The sequence below is a fragment of the Ralstonia sp. TCR112 genome (genome assembly GCF_007997035.1).
In the GTDB taxonomy this organism is placed as follows: Bacteria; Pseudomonadota; Gammaproteobacteria; order Burkholderiales; family Burkholderiaceae; genus Ralstonia; species Ralstonia edaphi.
Genome location: NZ_VOSS01000065.1, coordinates 13,379 through 30,214, shown reverse-complemented (window position 1 = coordinate 30,214; position 16,836 = coordinate 13,379). Strand labels below are relative to the sequence as shown.

17 protein-coding genes are annotated in these 16,836 nt (G+C 64.3%); 6 read left to right on the top strand and 11 right to left on the bottom strand.

The annotated features are described in order from the left end of the window. Positions 1 to 115 precede the first annotated feature (115 nt). On the top strand, positions 116 to 385 hold the full coding sequence (locus FUT88_RS16030; protein WP_004626591.1) for an acyl-CoA-binding protein: 270 nt from the start codon (positions 116 to 118) through the stop codon (positions 383 to 385). Between the two features lie 42 nt (positions 386 to 427). On the opposite strand, the gene FUT88_RS16025 is transcribed toward FUT88_RS16030, so the two are convergent. The 4 genes from FUT88_RS16025 to FUT88_RS16010 all read right to left on the bottom strand — a co-directional run bounded on the left by FUT88_RS16025 (position 428) and on the right by FUT88_RS16010 (position 4,920). After that, positions 428 to 1,885 (bottom strand): DHA2 family efflux MFS transporter permease subunit, encoded by a 1,458-nt coding sequence (locus FUT88_RS16025; protein ID WP_147216586.1) that lies wholly within the window; start codon positions 1,883 to 1,885, stop codon positions 428 to 430. An 89-nt stretch (positions 1,886 to 1,974) separates the two neighbouring features. After that, positions 1,975 to 2,445, bottom strand: coding sequence for an SRPBCC family protein (locus FUT88_RS16020; RefSeq protein ID WP_147216584.1), 471 nt, complete (start codon positions 2,443 to 2,445; stop codon positions 1,975 to 1,977). Between the two features lie 122 nt (positions 2,446 to 2,567). Continuing rightward, the gene (gene aceB / locus FUT88_RS16015) at positions 2,568 to 4,148 is read right to left on the bottom strand and encodes a malate synthase A (RefSeq protein ID WP_102067094.1); all 1,581 of its coding nucleotides are present in this window, start codon (positions 4,146 to 4,148) and stop codon (positions 2,568 to 2,570) included. Positions 4,149 to 4,221: 73 nt separating this feature from the next. Further along, positions 4,222 to 4,920 carry a haloacid dehalogenase type II gene (locus FUT88_RS16010; RefSeq protein ID WP_147216582.1) on the bottom strand — a complete coding sequence of 233 codons (699 nt, stop codon included), beginning with the start codon at positions 4,918 to 4,920 and terminating at the stop codon, positions 4,222 to 4,224. Positions 4,921 to 5,138: 218 nt separating this feature from the next. On the opposite strand from FUT88_RS16010, the gene FUT88_RS16005 reads away from it, so the two are divergent. The 5 genes from FUT88_RS16005 (at position 5,139) to FUT88_RS15985 (ending at position 9,780) form a co-directional block, all read left to right on the top strand. After that, the gene (locus FUT88_RS16005; RefSeq protein WP_004626580.1) at positions 5,139 to 6,068 is read left to right on the top strand and encodes a LysR family transcriptional regulator; all 930 of its coding nucleotides are present in this window, start codon (positions 5,139 to 5,141) and stop codon (positions 6,066 to 6,068) included. An 84-nt stretch (positions 6,069 to 6,152) separates the two neighbouring features. Then, positions 6,153 to 6,587: a universal stress protein gene (locus FUT88_RS16000; RefSeq protein ID WP_147216580.1), complete on the top strand. Its 435-nt coding sequence runs from the start codon at positions 6,153 to 6,155 to the stop codon at positions 6,585 to 6,587. Positions 6,588 to 6,760: 173 nt separating this feature from the next. Further along, positions 6,761 to 8,251, top strand: a complete 1,491-nt coding sequence (locus FUT88_RS15995; RefSeq protein WP_147216578.1) for an NCS1 family nucleobase:cation symporter-1 — start codon at positions 6,761 to 6,763, stop codon at positions 8,249 to 8,251. 25 nt (positions 8,252 to 8,276) lie between these two features. Further along, positions 8,277 to 9,011, top strand: a complete 735-nt coding sequence (locus tag FUT88_RS15990; RefSeq protein WP_147216576.1) for an aspartate/glutamate racemase family protein — start codon at positions 8,277 to 8,279, stop codon at positions 9,009 to 9,011. A gap of 67 nt (positions 9,012 to 9,078) precedes the next feature. After that, entirely contained in the window at positions 9,079 to 9,780 is a 702-nt protein-coding gene (locus tag FUT88_RS15985; RefSeq protein WP_147216574.1) for a GntR family transcriptional regulator, read from the top strand. A gap of 135 nt (positions 9,781 to 9,915) precedes the next feature. Here FUT88_RS15985 and aceA read toward each other — a convergent pair whose 3' ends face one another. From aceA to FUT88_RS15950, 7 genes are all read right to left on the bottom strand, one after another. Then, a complete protein-coding gene (gene aceA / locus FUT88_RS15980; protein ID WP_024975843.1) occupies positions 9,916 to 11,220 on the bottom strand; it encodes an isocitrate lyase in 1,305 nt (434 codons plus the stop codon). 391 nt (positions 11,221 to 11,611) lie between these two features. After that, positions 11,612 to 12,031, bottom strand: a complete 420-nt coding sequence (locus FUT88_RS15975) for a gamma-glutamylcyclotransferase (protein ID WP_147216572.1) — start codon at positions 12,029 to 12,031, stop codon at positions 11,612 to 11,614. Further along, entirely contained in the window at positions 12,028 to 12,525 is a 498-nt protein-coding gene (rraA, locus tag FUT88_RS15970; RefSeq protein WP_027677514.1) for a ribonuclease E activity regulator RraA, read from the bottom strand. Before rraA ends, FUT88_RS15975 begins: the two co-directional genes overlap by 4 nt. A gap of 46 nt (positions 12,526 to 12,571) precedes the next feature. Then, complete coding sequence (locus tag FUT88_RS15965) at positions 12,572 to 14,287, bottom strand: thiamine pyrophosphate-binding protein (RefSeq protein WP_147216570.1); 1,716 nt, start codon at positions 14,285 to 14,287, stop codon at positions 12,572 to 12,574. 69 nt (positions 14,288 to 14,356) lie between these two features. After that, positions 14,357 to 15,184: a LytR/AlgR family response regulator transcription factor gene (locus FUT88_RS15960; protein ID WP_147216568.1), complete on the bottom strand. Its 828-nt coding sequence runs from the start codon at positions 15,182 to 15,184 to the stop codon at positions 14,357 to 14,359. A 3-nt stretch (positions 15,185 to 15,187) separates the two neighbouring features. Beyond that, positions 15,188 to 16,456, bottom strand: a complete 1,269-nt coding sequence (locus FUT88_RS15955) for a sensor histidine kinase (protein WP_147216566.1) — start codon at positions 16,454 to 16,456, stop codon at positions 15,188 to 15,190. Continuing rightward, entirely contained in the window at positions 16,456 to 16,767 is a 312-nt protein-coding gene (locus tag FUT88_RS15950) for a 2TM domain-containing protein (protein ID WP_147216564.1), read from the bottom strand. The genes FUT88_RS15955 and FUT88_RS15950 overlap by 1 nt, the downstream gene beginning before the upstream one ends. Positions 16,768 to 16,836: the final 69 nt, after the last annotated feature.

The following is a 16,836-nucleotide window of genomic DNA, read 5'->3' as shown; positions in this document are numbered from 1 at the left end:
GGAAACCGGGCCAAACATCGCGCAGAAAACCGAAGCCGTCCTCGAATTCAAACGGCCCGACCGCCCACCCCCGGCGCTATCATCGCCAGACCATTGTTTTCAGCCGGGAATCATCATGAGCGACCTGCAAGCCCGTTTCGACCAAGCCCAAATCGACGTCAAGGGCCTCTCCGAGCGCCCCGCCAACATGACACTGCTGCGCCTGTACGCGCTGTACAAGCAAGGCGCTGAAGGTGACGCGCACGGCGACAAGCCGGGCTTTACCGACATCGTCGGCCGCTACAAGTTTGAGGCGTGGGAAGGCCTGAAAGGCACGTCGCAGGACGAGGCCAAGCAAAAGTACATCGACCTCGTCGAAGAACTGAAGAGCGGCGCAACGACCTGATCGTCGAATCGCCAACGAAGAACCGGGCCCGTGCCCGGTTTTTTATTGCGCTGCAGGGATGGCGGACGGCAGCTCGCGGCGGCGCATGCGCCATGCAGCCAGCACGGCCAGTGCGCACAGCGTGCCGAGAAAGACGAAGGTCTCGTCAAAGGCCAGGATGCGCGCCTCCGGGTCGACTGCCGCACCGTGCACCGTTTCGATACCGCGCGTGGCGAGCCGCCATTGCAGAAAAATGCCCGTAGCCGACACGCCGATCGCCCCGCCCAATTGGCGCAGGAAATTCACGGCGCTGGAGCCTTGCGCGATCAACGTGAAATCGACACCACGCATAGCGCCCAGGCTCAGCGACGGCAGCACGAAACCCAGCCCGATCCGTCCGATGACGGCGATGGCGATCAGCAGCAGATAGCTCGTTGCCCGGGTGTTGGTCGCCATGAGGAAGAATGAAAGCGCAAGCGCTGCCAGCCCGAAGGACACCAGTCGGAACGGCTCGATGCGATTGGTCAGCCGCCCAGCCAGCATGATCGTCACGGCCAGCACGAGGCCGGCGGGCAGCAGCACCAGCCCGGCGCGCGACGGCGCATAGGCCAGCGCCACCTGCATATACACCGGCACGAGGTACGTCGAGCCGTACAGCCCGGCCCCGTAGATGAAAGCCACGACCGCCCCCATCGCAAACTGCCGGTAGCTGAACAGCCGCAGGTTGAGCAACGGCGACTCCACCCGCCGCTGCCAGAACACGAAGCCCGCCAGGCACACGGCCGACACGAGCATCAGCACAACGCCGTGCGTCACATCGCCGTGCAACGCGACCAGTCCGTTGAGCAGCGTGACGGTCGCGCCGCCGATCAGCAGCAGGCCACGCCAATCGAGCGGCTTGGGTTCGCCCGCCATCGACGAATTGATGGCCATGAAGCGCCGCGCCATCGCCCAGCCGATCAGCGTGAAGGGCATCACCACGAAGAAGATCGAGCGCCAGCCGAACAACTCCACCAGGAAACCGCCGACGCTCGGGCCCACGGCCGGCGCCAGCACAACACCAAAGCCAAACAGGCCGAACGCCTTGCCCTGCTCCCGCTCCGGAAACACGCGCAGGATCAGGATGTTGGGCAGCGGCTGCATGATGCCGGCTGCAATCCCTTCCACGACGCGCATGGCGATCATCACTTCGTAATTGGGCGACAGGCCACCCGCCAGCCCGCCGACACCCAGCAGCAGCAACGCGCCGATAAACGTACGACGCAGTCCGAAACGCAGCAGCAGCCACGGTGTGAGGAGCATCGACAACGTCATCGCCACCATGAAGCTGGCTGACACCCACTGCGCGCGTTCCTGCCCGAGCACGAAATGCCGGCTGAGATCAGGGATCGCCACGTTCACGATCGTGGCGGAGATGACGGACGACACCGCACCCACCATCAGCGTGAAGAGAACGAGCCATTTGAAGCGCTCGCCGTAACGCGCGCGCAGCGCCTCCAGGGTGGGCGTGAATGTCGTCATGGTCTCGTTGTCGTGATGTGTGAGACGACCAGGGGCAGGCAAAGCAAAGCCGGCCGGCGCCTCCTCCAGCGCCGGTCAGGCGGGACACGTCAGCCGAGGCGGCCGGTGGCGGCGATCTCGCGGATGCGGCGCACGGTGTCGATGTCGGATTCGCGGTAGGCGGATTTGACGATCTCGGCGTAGCGCGTGTCGCCGGTTTCGTCGGCGTTGGGCAGCGTGGTGTCGTAGACGAAACGGATGAACGCCGCGTTGGCCTCGTTGCTCTCGATCGTCATGGTCAGCGAGCCCCCAGCGTGTTCGCCGGTGGCTGCGGTGGTGTAGGTCACGCGCTTGTGCGGCTCGAGCGTCACGCGGTCCTGGATGCGCGCCTTGCCGAACACGAGTTCGCGCTCGACCCAGCCGTCGCCTTCAGCGGTGATGTTGCATTCGTCCAGGCTTTCGACAAATTCAGTCTGCTCGCGCACGCGCAGCACCAGGCCTTGCCAGATCTGGTTCAGGGTCAGCGTGTCGATGAGGGGGTTCAGTGGATCGTTGACTTCCACCAGGTGTTCAAAGCGCAAAGCGGCCTCCGCAAGATTTCGTGACATTATCGCGCGGCTTGGCCTGCCTTGCGCCAAATGAAAAACGCCGGCGGGTTGCCCCAGCCGGCGTTTCCTCAGCGCGCTTTAGGCGTCGCTTAACTTCAGATCTCTTCGTAAAGCGGCAGCGTCAGGAATTCAGCAAAGTCTTCCGACGTCGACATCTGTTCGAAGATTTCCGCAGCGCGGTCAAAGTGGCCCACCGCGCCCGTCTCCTTCACCTTGGCCAATTCTTCCGGGATCAGCTTGCGCACCAGTTCAGCCGTGACCTTGGTGCCGTCTTCCAGCTTGCCCTTGGGCGAGCGGATCCACTGCCACACCTGCGAGCGGGAGATTTCTGCCGTGGCGGCATCTTCCATCAGGTTGTGGATCGGCACGCAACCGTTGCCGGCCAGCCAGGCACCCAGGTAGTGGATGCCGACGTTGATGTTCATGCGCAGGCCAGCTTCGGTGATCGGCGTTTCCGGCTGGAAGTCCAGCAGGTCGGCAGCCTTCACTTCCACGTCTGGGCGTTGCTTCTCGAACTGGTTCGGCTTGTCGCCCAGCACGGCCACGAATTCCTTCATGGCCGGCTCGACCAGGCCAGGGTGTGCCACCCAGCCGCCGTCGTAACCGTCGGTCGCGTCGCGCTTCTTGTCGTTGATGATGCCGGCCATGGCGATGGCGTTCTTCTCCGGATCGTTCTTGATCGGGATCAGCGCGCTCATGCCGCCGATGGCGGGTGCACCGCGCTTGTGGCACGTCTTGAGCAGCAGCAGCGCGTAGGCACGCATGAACGGCGAGGTCATCGTCACCTTGGCGCGGTCGGCCAGGCAGAAGTTCTTGTCGACCTTGAACTTCTTGATGCACGAGAAGATGTAGTCCCAGCGGCCGGCGTTCAGGCCCGCGCTGTGCTCACGCAGCTCGTACAGGATTTCTTCCATCTCGAACGCGGCGAGGATGGTTTCGATCAGCACGGTGGCCTTGATCGTGCCTTGCGGCAGGCCGATCTCGTTCTGCGCCATCACGAAGATGTCGTTCCACAGACGCGCTTCCAGATGGCTTTCCATCTTCGGCAGGTAGAAGAACGGGCCGGCGCCGCGGGCGATCTGCTCCTTGGCATTGTGGAACAGGAACAGCGCAAAGTCGAAGATGCCGCCGGACACGCGCTCGCCGTCGATCAGCACGTGCTTCTCGTCCAGGTGCCAGCCGCGCGGACGCACCTGCAGCGTGGCGATCTTGTCGTTGAGCTTGTAGGTCTTGCCGTTTTGCTCCAGCGTCAGCGTGCGGCGGATGGCGGCCTTCAGGTTGACCTGGCCCTGGATCTGGTTGTGCCAGCTCGGCGAGTTCGAATCTTCGAAGTCGGTCATGTAGCTGTCCGCGCCCGAGTTGAACGCGTTGATGACCATCTTGGCATCGACCGGGCCGGTGATTTCCACACGGCGGCAGTGCAGTGCCGGCGGGATCGGGGCGACCTTCCAGTCGCCTTCACGCACAGCCTTCGTTTCCGGGAGGAAATCCGGGCGCTCGCCGGCGTCCAGGCGCTTGGCGCGCTCGACGCGCGCAGCCAGCAGCTCCTTACGGCGCGGCTGGAAGGCACGGTGCAGCTTGGCGACCAGCGCCAGCGCTTCGGGGGTCAGAATGTCTTCGTAGGCCGGCAGAATCTCGGCCTTGATCTCCATGCCTTGGGGCAGCGTGAGCGCCATGGTTGTTCTCCAGAGGATGATGTGAGGGTTGAACGGGTTCGGTCCTATGGCTGGACCGATTAAATGCAATGCCTTACGTCGCTTGTGTTGCCTGCACGAACTGCAGCAGATCGCGCATGTCGTGGCCGGCCGCGGTGGGCGCCACGTCGAGCGCCTCGGGCGGATGCCCCAGGCGGTTGATCCAGAACGTTGTGAAGCCGTACCACGTCGCGCCGCAGGCATCCCAGCCATTGGACGAGACAAACAGAATCTGTTCCGCCGGCACACCAAACGCTTTTGGCGCCAGCGCATAGGCTTGCGGCGCGGTCTTGTAGAGCTTGACCGCATCGACCGACAGCACGTGATCGAACAGCCCGGACATGCCGGCACTCTTCACGGCAATGTCGAGCATCTGGGGGTTGCCGTTGGAGAGGATGCCCAGCGGCAAGCCCATCTCGCGCAGGCGGCGCAGCGCGGGCACGTTCTCGGGAAACGCCGACAGGCACGCATATTCGCGCATCAGCGTGGCTTCGTCGTGGGCGGAAAGCTCGACGCCCAGGCGTGCGGCCGCATAGCGCAGTGCATCGACGGTGATGTCCCAGAACGGCTTGTAGTGTTCGCCCGACGTGCCGGCCAGCGAGCGGATGCGCGTGTAGTCGATCTGCTTGTCGCGCCACAGCACCGACAGCGCTTCGCCCTTGCCCGCAAACAGTTGCTCGGCGCGCGCGGCCACGGAATACACGTCGAACAACGTGCCATAGGCGTCGAAGACCACCGCGCGAATCGAACTCATCAGAAGCTCCACGGACCCGAAGGTCCCGCAATTGGACGTTCTATCACGCAGAACGCCTTGCCGACCTTCGCAACGAGGGCCATTGTAGAAAAGCTGACGCACCGCACAAAGACGGCAATGGTCACTTGATCTTTAACTTTTACCGATGGAATGACGAGTGATAACCTTTATATTCGTCACAATCCCGCAGGCCCCGGTCGGCACGGTATACATCAGGCATGGATCATTTCAAGCAGCTCGAAACCTTTGTCGCCGTCGCAACACGCGGCAGCCTATCTGCCGCCGCCGCCGCTGAGGGCGTGGCGCCTGCCATCATCGGCCGCCGCATCGACGCGCTGGAAGAACGCCTCGGGGTCAAACTCCTCGTCCGCACCACGCGGCGCATCACGCTGACGTTCGAGGGATCGGCGTTCCTCGAAGATTGCCAACGCATTCTCAATGACCTGCATAACGCCGAGGCCAGCGTCTCGGCCGGTGGCGTGAAAGCCAGCGGGCATCTGCGCGTGACCGCACCTGCCGGTTTCGGCCGCCGTCATGTCGCGCCGATGGTGCCGGACTTCATCGAGACGCATCCGGATGTCTCGATGACGCTGGACCTGGGCGACCGCGTCGTCGACCTCGTCAACGAAGGCTTCGATTGCGCGATCCGTCTGGGCGATCTGCCCGACTCGAGCCTCGTGTCGATCCGCCTGTGGGAAAACCGCCGCGTGGTTGTGGCTGCGCCGTCGTACCTGGAGCGCCGTGGCGTTCCGACGCAGGTGGAGCAGCTTTCCACCCACAACTGCCTGGCCTTTGGCGCCAGCGCCAACGTGCAGCGCGGCTGGGTCTTCCAGCAAGGCGGCAAGGCTGTCACCGTGAAGGTGTCGGGCACGATGGAATGCACCGACGGCGCCGTGCTGCGCGAGTGGTGCCTGCAAGGGTATGGCCTTGCGTGGCGCTCGTGGTGGGAGGTCGGGCACGACATCGCCACAGGCAAGCTGGTGACGGTGCTCGACGCCTTTGAAGCGCCGCCGATCGGCATCCACGCAGTGTTTCCTCAGCGCAAGCACCTGCCGCTGCGCGTGCGCCTGTTCATTGACTTCCTCAAGAACACATATGGCAACCCGGCCTACTGGCGCCGGGCAGACGCCTTGATCGGGATGGATTAGCACTCACCCCGAGTGGGTGAAACACCGCATGCGGCCTACAATCAAGACAAGAACGTCTTCCCGCATCCCACCTCAGGAGGCCGCATGTTCCAGCACATCCTCATCCCGACCGATGGTTCCGAGCTGTCGCGCAAGGCGGTGGCAGGGGCGCTCGACTTTGCCAAGACGCTGGGCGCCCGCCTGACGGCCTACACCTGCCTGGAGGAATACCCGTACACGCCGTTCTCCGAGATCGTCGTGGAGACACCCCAGGCGTTCAAGGAGCGCGTCGAAGCGCAGGCGCGCGTGGTCCTCAAGGACGTGGAAGACGCCGCCGTCAGCGCCGGCATCAGCTGCGACACCGACATGAGCTGCTTCGCCGTCCCGTACATGGGCATCATCGACGCGGCCGAACGCCATGGCTGCGACGTCATCTTCATGGCCTCGCACGGGCGGCGCGGGTTGGCCGGGCTGCTGCTCGGCAGCGAAACCCAGAAGGTGCTCACGCATACCGAGATTCCGGTGATCGTCTACCGCTGAAGCGCCCCCCGCAACCACGATAGTCAGCCGCCTTTTCAGGCGGCTTTTTTTCTCCTTGACTCTTGCCTTCCTGACGCATACAACTTTGTACACAAAACAAAAACAAGTTGTGTACATTCTTGCGCACAAGATCGCCCGGTCCTGAAACCGGCAAAAAAACCAAAGGAGACAGCATGACCACGACCACCGCTTCGGCGGCGCAGGCGATTGAATCGCCGCACGCGCATTCCAACGTCATCATCAAGCCGCACTACGACCCGCGGCTCACCAACGAAGATCTCGCCCCGCTACGCAAGCAGACCTGGGGCACCTACAACATCTTCGCGTTCTGGATGTCCGACGTGCACAGCGTGGGCGGTTATCTGACGGCGGCGAGCCTGTTCTCGCTGGGCCTGTCGAGCTTGCAGGTGCTGTTTGCCTTGCTGGTGGGCATCGTGATCGTGCAGGTGTTCTGCAACCTCGTCGCCAAACCCAGCCAGGCGACCGGCACGCCGTATCCGGTGATCTGCCGCGCGTCGTTCGGCGTGCGGGGCGCGAACATTCCGGCCATCATCCGCGGGCTGATTGCGGTGGCCTGGTACGGCATCCAGACCTATCTGGCATCGAGCGCGTTCATCGTGCTGGCGCTGAAGTTCATGCCGCAGCTCGCGCCGTATGCCGACGTCGCGCAGCACGGCTTTGTCGGCCTGTCGACGCTCGGTTGGGCGGCGTTCATGCTGCTTTGGGTGCTGCAGGCGTTCGTGTTCTGGCACGGCATGGAATCGATCCGCAAGTTCATCGACTGGGCGGGCCCGGCGGTGTACGTGGTGATGATCGCGCTGGCCGCATGGCTCGTGCACAAGGCGGGCTGGAACAACATCAACCTGACGCTTTCCTTCCTCAAATACGAGGGCTGGGATGCGGTGCCGGTGGTGCTGGGCGGGATCGCGCTGGTGGTGTCGTACTTCTCCGGCCCGATGCTGAACTTCGGTGACTTCTCCCGCTACGGCAAGGATTTCACCTCAGTCAAACGCGGCAACTTCTGGGGGCTGCCGGTCAACTTCCTCGGCTTTGCGCTGCTGACGGTCATCACCACGTCGGCCACGCTGCCGGTGTTTGGCGAGATGATCTCCGACCCCGTCGCCGTGGTTGCCCGCATCGACAACATCACGGCCGTCGTACTTGGTGCGCTCACGTTCATGATCGCGACCATCGGCATCAACATCGTCGCCAACTTCGTGTCGCCGGCGTTCGACTTTTCCAACGTGGCGCCGCAGCACATCAGCTGGCGTACGGGCGGCATGATCGCGGCAGTCGCGTCGATCTTCATCACGCCCTGGAACCTCTACAACAACCCCGAGGTGATTCACTACACGATCGACGTGCTGGGCGCGTTCATCGGCCCGCTGTTCGGCATCCTGATCGCGGACTACTACTTTGTGCAGCGGCAGCAGGTGCATGTCGACGATCTCTACACGCTGCGCCCCACGGGCCGCTACTGGTACCGCAACGGCTACAACCCCGCCGCCGTCTGGACGATGATCCCGTCCGCGCTGATTCCGATGGCGTGCGTGGTCTTCGAACGGCTGCATGTGCTGGCCAATTACAGCTGGTTCATCGGCGTGGGCATCGCGCTGGTGCTCTACACCGTGCTCAGCCGCAAGCAAGGCACCCTCTCCCGCTAACCGGCGTCATCCACGCATCAACAACATGGACATCCGCATCATCAATCCCAACACCACGACGAGCATGACCGCGCTCATCGGCCGCTGCGCGCAGGCCGCGGCCGCATCGGGCACGCACATCACGGCGGTGAGCCCGAAGATGGGCCCGGCTTCCATCGAAAGCCATTACGACGAAGCGCTCTCGGTGCCCGGCATCCTGGAAGAAATCCGCCACGGCGAACGCGATGGCGCCGATGCCTACGTCATCGCCTGCTTCGGCGATCCGGGCCTCTACGCTGCACGTGAACTTGCGCACGGCCCGGTGATCGGCATCGCTGAAGCGGCCATGCACATGGCGAGCCTGATCGGCAACAGCTTCAGCGTGGTGACGACGCTCGAGCGCACCGTCGGCATGGCCTGGCACCTGGCCGAGCGCTACGGCATGCGGCATGCGTGCCGCAACGTCCATGCAAGCGACCTGCCCGTGCTCGATCTGGAGAAACCCGGCTCCAACGCACGCCAGATCATCCTCGAAGCCTGCCGCAGCGCGCTCGCGCAAGACCGCAGCGACTGCATCGTGCTCGGCTGTGCCGGCATGGCCGACCTGTGCGAAGACCTGAGCGCCGAGCTGCACGTGCCGGTCATCGACGGCGTGGTGGCTGCGGTGAAGCTGGTCGAGGCGCTGGTCGGCATGCGGCTTTCCACCAGCAAGCGCGGCGACTGGGCCCGGCCGCTCCCGAAACCCTATACGGGAATGCTTGCCCCGTTTGCGTTGGCGTAGCGCAAAGCGGAGTGGAGCATTTGCTACCATGCGCCATTCCGCTTTTTCTTCTGCACCGCCACCTGCCATGCCCGCACCCGCACGGGAACCTGCCGACAGCCAACCGGCTGCCGAACCGATCTACCAGGGCCTGCTGACGGCCATCATGGAGCACCGGCTGCCGGCCGGCACCAAGCTGGTCGAAGAACGGCTGTGCGAAGCGACCGGCGCCGGCCGGCCGCGCATCCGCCAGGTGCTGGCGCGTCTGGCGCATGAGCATCTGGTCACCCTCGTGCCCAACAAGGGCGCATTCGTCGCGCAGCCTTCCGTGAAAGAGGCGCGCGACGTTTTCCAGACCCGCCGCATCATCGAACCCGAACTGGCCAGCATGCTGGCAAACGCGTGCACGCCGGCAAAGGCCAAACGCCTGCGCGAACACATCGCCGCCGAACACACCGCGCGCGAACGCGGCGACCGCGCGGCCACCATCCGACTGTCGGGCGAATACCACGTCCTCATTGCCGAGATGGCCGGCAACCACGTGCTGGAACGGCTGACGCGCGAAGCGGTGTCGCGCACGTGCCTGATCATCACGCTCTATGATCGCCCCGGCCTGCCCGCCTGCCCCGAGCATGAGCACGACACGCTGACCGAAGCGATTGCCACCGGCGATGCCGCCCGCGCGCACGACCTGATGCGCGAGCATCTGGAGCACATCGAGCACTCGCTCGACCTGCACGCGACTCCCACATCGGCGCTGGACCTGGAATCGATCTTCAAGCGCGCCTGACGGGCAACGCAGCAACACGCCGCAATCGCGATAGACGAAAAAAAAAACCGCGCCCTGAAGGGAACGCGGTTCGAGAGGCCAGCGTGTGGTCAGCACGGCTGGCCCTGCTGCCCGGATGCCGGATGCGTCGCAGCCTCAGGCAACCTTCTTGGCTTGCGCCGTTTCTTCGAAGAATTGTTCGTCTTCCGTCGAGCCCTTCAGCGCCGTGGTCGACGCCTCGCGTTCGATGGTCTGCGTCACCGCGTCGAAGTAACCCGTGCCGACTTCGCGCTGGTGCTTCACCGCGGTGAAGCCCTTTTCCGCCGCCTTGAACTCGGCCTCTTGCAGCTCCACGAATGCGCTCATCTGGTTGCGGGCATAGCCGTACGCCAGATTGAACATCGAGTAGTTCAGGGCATGGAAGCCGGCCAGCGTGATGAACTGGAACTTGTAGCCCATTGCGCCCAGTTCCTTCTGGAAGCGGGCAATCGTCACGTCGTCCAGATTCTTCTTCCAGTTGAACGACGGCGAGCAGTTGTAGGCCAGCATCTTGCCCGGGAACTTGGCGTGGATGGCCTCGGCAAACTTCTTGGCGTATTCCAGATCCGGCTTGCCGGTCTCACACCACACGAGGTCGGCCACTTCCGCGTAGGCCAAGCCGCGCGAGATGGCTTGCTGCAGACCCGGCTTCGTGCGGTAGAAACCCTCCACGGTGCGCTCGCCGGTGCAGAACGGCTTGTCGTTCTCGTCCACATCGGTGGTCAGCAGGTCGGCAGCTTCTGCGTCGGTGCGGGCGATCAGCACGGTCGGCACGCCCATCACGTCGGCAGCCAGACGCGCGGCCACGAGCTTGCTCACGGCCTCACGTGTCGGCACCAGCACCTTGCCGCCCATGTGGCCGCACTTCTTCACGGCGGCCAGCTGGTCTTCAAAGTGCACGCCTGCGGCACCGGCCTCGATCATGGCCTTCATCAGTTCGAACGCGTTCAGCACACCGCCGAAACCGGCCTCCGCATCGGCCACGATCGGTGCAAAGAAGTCGATGTCGTCCTTGCCTTCCGACCACTGGATCTGGTCAGCGCGCTGGAACGTGTTGTTGATCTTCTTGACGACCTTGGGCACCGAATCCACCGAGTACAGCGATTGGTCCGGATACATCTCGCCGTTGCTGTTGGCGTCGCCCGCCACCTGCCAGCCCGACAGATAGATCGCCTTCAGGCCCGCCTTCACCTGCTGCATGGCCTGGTTGCCCGTCAGTGCGCCCAGGGCGTTGACGAAGGGTTCGTTGTTGATCAGGTCCCACAGCTTTTCCGCACCACGCTTGGCCAGCGTGTGTTCAATCTGCAGCGAGCCGCGCAGGCGCACGACATCTTCAGCGGTGTAACCGCGCTTGATGCCCTTCCAACGCGGGTTGGTATCCCATTCCTTCTGCAGCTTTTGCACTTCGAGTTCGCGTGACATCGCACTCTCCTGTTTGATCGCATCCATCAAATAAAAACCGGTAACTCACTCTGCACCTTGCGCCGCTGGCACCCTCTTGGGGTGCCGCTGGGTGGCACAAGTCATATGTCTTATATAAGAGTGTAGAAACGGCGAGTGCAGCGCAACAAGGGGAACCTATTGCCTGACAGAAGTTTTTCTTCTTTACATTTCAAAGACTTATCGCCTTCATTCCATGATGCGGAAAGATTTTTTCTATGATGAAAGGCGGCGATGGTGCTGTGCGATGCGGAATTTTTGCGGACCAAAAAACCTTTCCGCATTATGAAAAAACAAAAGACCTGCTCGCCACATCCCGGGGCCAATAAAAAACGCCGCATGGGCGGCGTTTTCTTGGAGGGCAAAGGACGCCTCAGGCACGCGCCAAGCGATGCGTCACCCAATCCCCGCACGTGATCACAGCGCGCCCAGCAATGTGTTTGGGGCTGACCGGATACACAATGCAGTCGACCGGTTCGCTGCCCAGCATGACGGCGTGGTTCTCGCGCAGGAACAGCGCGTCCCCGCCCGGGTAGACCTCTTCGATCTCGTCCAGCACCGGAACGAGCGCCGCGTCGATCCGATACACATCGCCGCGCACGGCGGTGCCGGTCGGGTCCAGCACGAGGCCGGGGTACGCACCAAAGTCGTACAGGCGGCCGTGCAACATGGCCGTACCGAGCAGCTCCGGCTCGGGAATGCCGCGCTTTGCAGCAGCAACCCGCAGGTCGTTCGCCTCACCGGCGCGCAGCGTGCCGTAGACGAACACGTGGACGGCGTTGGCGCGGCTCATTCCAGCATGTCCTGCGAAACCAGCACGCCGTCTTCATCGGCATAGACCCACTCGCCGGACTGGATGTATGCGCCCGGCATCTGCACGCCCACCTCGCGCTGGCCGGCGTTCTTCTTGATGCTCTTGCGCGGATGCACCGCCAGGGCGTGGATGCCGACGTTGCATTCGGCCAGCTCGCGCGTATCGCGCACGCAGCCGTTGAGCAGAATGCCCTCCCAGCCGTTCTCTTCGGCCAGCTTGCCGAGATTGCCGCCGACCAGCGCGCAACGCAGCGAGCCGCCGCCGTCGATCACCAGCACGCGGCCAGCGCCCTGCTCTTCCAGCGCGGCGCGTACGAGGCCGTTGTCCTCAAACACCTTCAGCGTGGAAGCCGGGCCGGCAAACGCGGCGCGCTTGCCAAAGCTGCGGAAGACCGGCGTGAGCACACGCAGGCTTCCGTACACCAGCTTGTCTTCGTGCATGTCGCACAGGTCGGTTACAGGAATCATCGTCATGGCAATGGGTGGATGGCGTTGGCGAAAACGAAAAATGAAAGCGGAATCAACTGCGCGACTGTGCCCGCAACGAATCGATCGTTGCGCGCGGGCTGATGATGTTCGGATCGGTCTGCACTTCGATGACGGACGCAACGCTTGCCGCCAGCGCGGTTTCCACGGCCGACTGAAAGCCTTCGAGCGAGCGCACCGTGTGCCCTTCGGCGCCGTAGGCTCTGGCCAGCGCGGCGAAGTCGGGGTTGCGCAGCTCGGTCCCGCTCACGTGCTCGGGATACTCGCGCTCCTGGTGCATGCGGATGGTGCCGTACATGCCGTTGTTGACCACGATAAAGATCACCGGCGCGTTGTATTGCATGGCGGTCGCCAACTCTTGGCCGTTCATCAGGAAGCAGCCGTCGCCGGCCATGCAGATGACAGGCGTGTCAGGGCAGATGATCTTGGCTGCCACCGCAGCGGGTGCGCCATAGCCCATCGCGCCGCTCGTGGGCGCAAGCTGCGTACGCGAGCCGGCCGCCAGCGGGCCATATTGGTAGAAGCGATGCAGCCACGTGGCGTAGTTGCCTGCGCCGTTGGTCAGGATGCTGTTCTGCGGGAGGCGTTCACGTAGCCACTGCATGGCGCGGGCCATGTCGATGCCCTTGCCACCGAACGGCGGCGGCGCGATGTTGGCGCGGTAGTCGGCGTTGGCGGCTTCGGTCCACTCAGACCAACGCGGCGGCGCATCGGGCGACACGCCATCCAGCGCCTCGGCAAGCGCCGGCATCGACGCGTGGATCATCAGGTCGGCCTGGTAGACACGCCCCAACTCTTCCGCGCCGGCATGCACGTGAACGAGCGTCTGCTTGGGCCGCGGCACATCGAACAACGTGTAACCGGAGGTCGTCATCTCGCCCAGGCGTGTGCCGATGGCGAGCACCACGTCGGCGTCTTTCACACGCGCCGCCAGCTTCGGGTTGATGGCGATGCCGACATCGCCGGCGTAATTCGGGTGGCGGTTGTCGAACAGGTCTTGCCGGCGGAACACGCAGCCCGCAGGCAGATTCCATCGCTCGGCAAAGGCTTGCATGCGGGCGGCCGCTTGCGGCGTCCAGCCGGAGCCGCCGAGCAGCAGCATCGGGCGCTCCGCGTTCTGCAACAGCGTCTTCAGTTGCGCAAGGTCATGCGGGCCCGGCCACGCCATCGCGCGAGGCATCGGCGGCACATCCGGCACGGTTGCAACCTCGGTCAGCATGTCTTCCGGCAGCGCCAGCACAACGGGGCCGGGCCGGCCTGCGGTGGCGGTCTGGAACGCGCGTGCGATGTATTCGGGGATGCGCTCGACGCTGTCGATCTGCGCGACCCACTTGGCCATCTGGCCGAACATGCGGCGGTAGTCGATTTCCTGGAACGCTTCGCGATCGACGAAATCGCGGCCGACCTGCCCGATGAAGAGGATCAGCGGCGTGGAGTCTTGAAATGCGGTGTGGACGCCAATGCTGGCGTTGGTGGCGCCCGGCCCGCGCGTGCAGAACACGATGCCGGGGCGGCCGGTGAGTTTGCCGTAGGCGTCGGCCATGTTGGCGGCGCCGCCCTCTTGCCGGCAGACGATGAAGCGTGCGCGGTCGCGGCGCTGGTAGAAGCCTTCGAGCACGGAGAGGTAGCTCTCGCCCGGCACGCCGAACGCCAAATCGACGCCGTGGGCCAGCAGTGCATCGACAAGAATCAGGCCGCCGTGGCGTGGCTCGGCAACGTTGCTGGCGGGGCGTGCGGCGGGTGTCTCCATGGCGGGTGCTCTCGCTCTCTCGATCCGTTGACGACACGAAGGATCATAGCGGAGCCGCCGCCACGGCGACTACATCTGCCGGAACAAATGCGCGTATTGCCGTGCCACCGGCAGCGTCTCGGTGCGCCCGCGTATCTTCAGCCCCAGGCGCCCCAGCGACAGATGCACGGCGCTCGACACATGCGCCACGTTGACCACCGTACCGCGATGCACCTGCCAGAAGTGCTCGGGGTCGAGCTGGGTCAGCAGCTCGCGCAAGCTGGTGCGAATCAGCGATTCGCCGCTGCCGGCCACCACGTTGACGTATTTGTCGGTCGCTTCCAGGTAGATCACCTCGTCCACGGGGATGAAGCGCACCTCCTGTCCGACCAGCGCCTTGATAAAGCGCAGATAGCCGCCGTGCGGCGTGGCACGCGTTTGGGCAGCGCCCTGCAGGCCGGCAAGGCGCTCGACAAGCTCGGCCAGCGTCTGCGCTGGGTCCGTGGCGGCGGCGTTGCCGTTCGGACGCGTGCCGAGCCGGTCCTTCAGCCGCTTGACGGTCTCGGCCAGGCGCTCGGTCTGCACGGGCTTGAGCACGTAGTCGACCGCGGCCTGCTCGAAGGCGTCGAGCGCGAACTGGTCATAGGCCGTGACGAACACCACCAGCGGCCGGTCTTCCCTGGCCGACAGCTCGCGCGCCACGTCAATCCCCGACAACCCCGGCATGCGAATGTCGAGAAAGACCACATCGGGCGCCTCCCCGTCGGCCGCGTCGTCAATCACGTCGAGCGCCGATTGGCCGTCGTGCACGGCCGGCAGCAGCGTGGCATCGGGCCACAGCGCCGTCAGCTCGGCGACGAGGTTCTCAGCCAGCGCCGGTTCATCGTCGGCAATCAGCAAGCGGGGGGAAGCAGGCATCGATCAGGTTCCGGCAGAGGCGCGCGAAGACAGCGCAGCGGTGGCAGTGGCGTTGGCCGTGGAGCGAGAGAAGCGGCAGCGCCATTCCGGCGCATCGGCTTGAGACGGTGCAGGCGCCGTTTCATGCGCCAGCGGCAATTCGACGATGATCGTCACGCCGTGCGGCACGGTCTCGGTGATCGTCAGCCGCGCGTCGCCATCAAACAGGCGCGACAGACGTTCACGCACATGCGTGAGCCCCAGCCCGGAGCCCTTGGCACCGTCGTTGCCGAAGCCGACGCCCGTGTCGCGCACTTCCAGCACGAGGCGCTCGCCGTCATGGCCGGCAGCCAGGCGCGCAGACAGGGCGATCTCGCCGCCCTCGCGCGCGGGCTCGATGCCGTGCACCACGGCGTTTTCCACCAGCGGCTGAATCAGCATGGGCGGAATGACGATATTGGCGATGGCATCGTCCAGCGCCAATGAGAAACGCAGCCGATTGCCGAAGCGCAGCGCCTGGATGTCGAGATACGCGCGCAGCAGCGCAAATTCCTGCGCCAGCGTGCACTGCTCGGCGCGTGCGTGCGAAAGCGAACTGCGCAGAAAGCCGATCAAATGCTGCAGAAGGCGCCGCGCGGCGGCCGGATCGCGCGCAATCAGCACATCGACGTGTGCCAGCGAGTTGAAGAGGAAGTGCGGCTCGATCTGCGCCTGCAGCGCCATCAACTGCGCACGCACCACCTGCTTCTCGGCCTCTTCACGCTCCAGCGCATCGAGCGCGGCCTGGCGCTGCAGTGCCGCGAGCTTGCCGCGCGACCAGTAGAAATACGTTGCGCCAAGTGCGGCCAGCATGGCGATGATGAAACTCATGCGCAGGCTGTCCGCGCGCCAGGGTTCCGGGTTGACGCTATTCAGGCACAGGATCGTCCGTGCGATCCACTGCCCCAACGGCACGCCGATCAGCACTGCGCCCACGATGATCCACGGAAACACCTTCTTGTTGGGCGGGCCGTCGCCCCAGAGCACGTGGCGCGGAATGCCGATCAACGAGAACATCGCCAGCCCGATTGCCTGGCTGAAGATGAAGTCTTTCCAGAAGGTCTCTTCCGGCCGGATGCCGAACGCCAGCACCGCCGCAATCAGCGTATTGATGACGATGATGACGGCGTAGCGGATCACCCAGCGCCGAGCCAGGCGCAGGCAGTCTGCAAGCGAAGGGAACGACACATTGGCGAACATGCGGGCGATCTTACCGGAGGGTTCTCCGGCGTTGAAGCTTGGGGTTTCCCGCATCACTGGCGGCCGGCTTGCGCGCGCAAACGGGCGAGTTCCTGGTCGACCATGCGCTGGTAACCGTTGCCCTGGCTCCAGGCCAGGCTCAGGCCGTGTGCGGCCAGGCCCAAGCCCCACCCCAGCAGCGGCCAGACAAACCAGAACTGGCCGCGCGACAGCGCAATCACGGCCAGCCCGGCGTTAATCGCCAAAAACGACAGCAGATGAATCCGGAACCCCAGGCGCGCCCCGGCGCGGTGGCGAGCCCGGCGCAGCAAGGCGGCGTCGGATTCGGTCGATGGGGAGGCTTGGGTATAGGGCACGGCGGACATGGCGGTCTCTATGGGAACCGAGGATGTCCGCAGTATAGGAATGGCGCCCAGGCAGGCGCCATGCCGATG

Excerpts from the sequence above, each read along its gene's own strand:
- FUT88_RS16030 (WP_004626591.1), top strand. The coding sequence starts at position 116 with ATGAGCGACCTGCAAGCCCGTTTCGACCAAGCCCAAATCGACGTCAAG.
- FUT88_RS16025 (WP_147216586.1), bottom strand. The coding sequence starts at position 1,885 with ATGACGACATTCACGCCCACCCTGGAGGCGCTGCGCGCGCGTTACGGC.
- aceB (WP_102067094.1), bottom strand. The coding sequence starts at position 4,148 with ATGGCGCTCACGCTGCCCCAAGGCATGGAGATCAAGGCCGAGATTCTG.
- FUT88_RS16010 (WP_147216582.1), bottom strand. The coding sequence starts at position 4,920 with ATGAGTTCGATTCGCGCGGTGGTCTTCGACGCCTATGGCACGTTGTTC.
- FUT88_RS16005 (WP_004626580.1), top strand. The coding sequence starts at position 5,139 with ATGGATCATTTCAAGCAGCTCGAAACCTTTGTCGCCGTCGCAACACGC.
- FUT88_RS16000 (WP_147216580.1), top strand. The coding sequence starts at position 6,153 with ATGTTCCAGCACATCCTCATCCCGACCGATGGTTCCGAGCTGTCGCGC.
- FUT88_RS15995 (WP_147216578.1), top strand. The coding sequence starts at position 6,761 with ATGACCACGACCACCGCTTCGGCGGCGCAGGCGATTGAATCGCCGCAC.
- FUT88_RS15990 (WP_147216576.1), top strand. The coding sequence starts at position 8,277 with ATGGACATCCGCATCATCAATCCCAACACCACGACGAGCATGACCGCG.
- FUT88_RS15985 (WP_147216574.1), top strand. The coding sequence starts at position 9,079 with ATGCCCGCACCCGCACGGGAACCTGCCGACAGCCAACCGGCTGCCGAA.
- aceA (WP_024975843.1), bottom strand. The coding sequence starts at position 11,220 with ATGTCACGCGAACTCGAAGTGCAAAAGCTGCAGAAGGAATGGGATACC.
- FUT88_RS15975 (WP_147216572.1), bottom strand. The coding sequence starts at position 12,031 with ATGAGCCGCGCCAACGCCGTCCACGTGTTCGTCTACGGCACGCTGCGC.
- rraA (WP_027677514.1), bottom strand. The coding sequence starts at position 12,525 with ATGACGATGATTCCTGTAACCGACCTGTGCGACATGCACGAAGACAAG.
- FUT88_RS15965 (WP_147216570.1), bottom strand. The coding sequence starts at position 14,287 with ATGGAGACACCCGCCGCACGCCCCGCCAGCAACGTTGCCGAGCCACGC.
- FUT88_RS15960 (WP_147216568.1), bottom strand. The coding sequence starts at position 15,184 with ATGCCTGCTTCCCCCCGCTTGCTGATTGCCGACGATGAACCGGCGCTG.
- FUT88_RS15955 (WP_147216566.1), bottom strand. The coding sequence starts at position 16,456 with ATGCGGGAAACCCCAAGCTTCAACGCCGGAGAACCCTCCGGTAAGATC.
- FUT88_RS15950 (WP_147216564.1), bottom strand. The coding sequence starts at position 16,767 with ATGTCCGCCGTGCCCTATACCCAAGCCTCCCCATCGACCGAATCCGAC.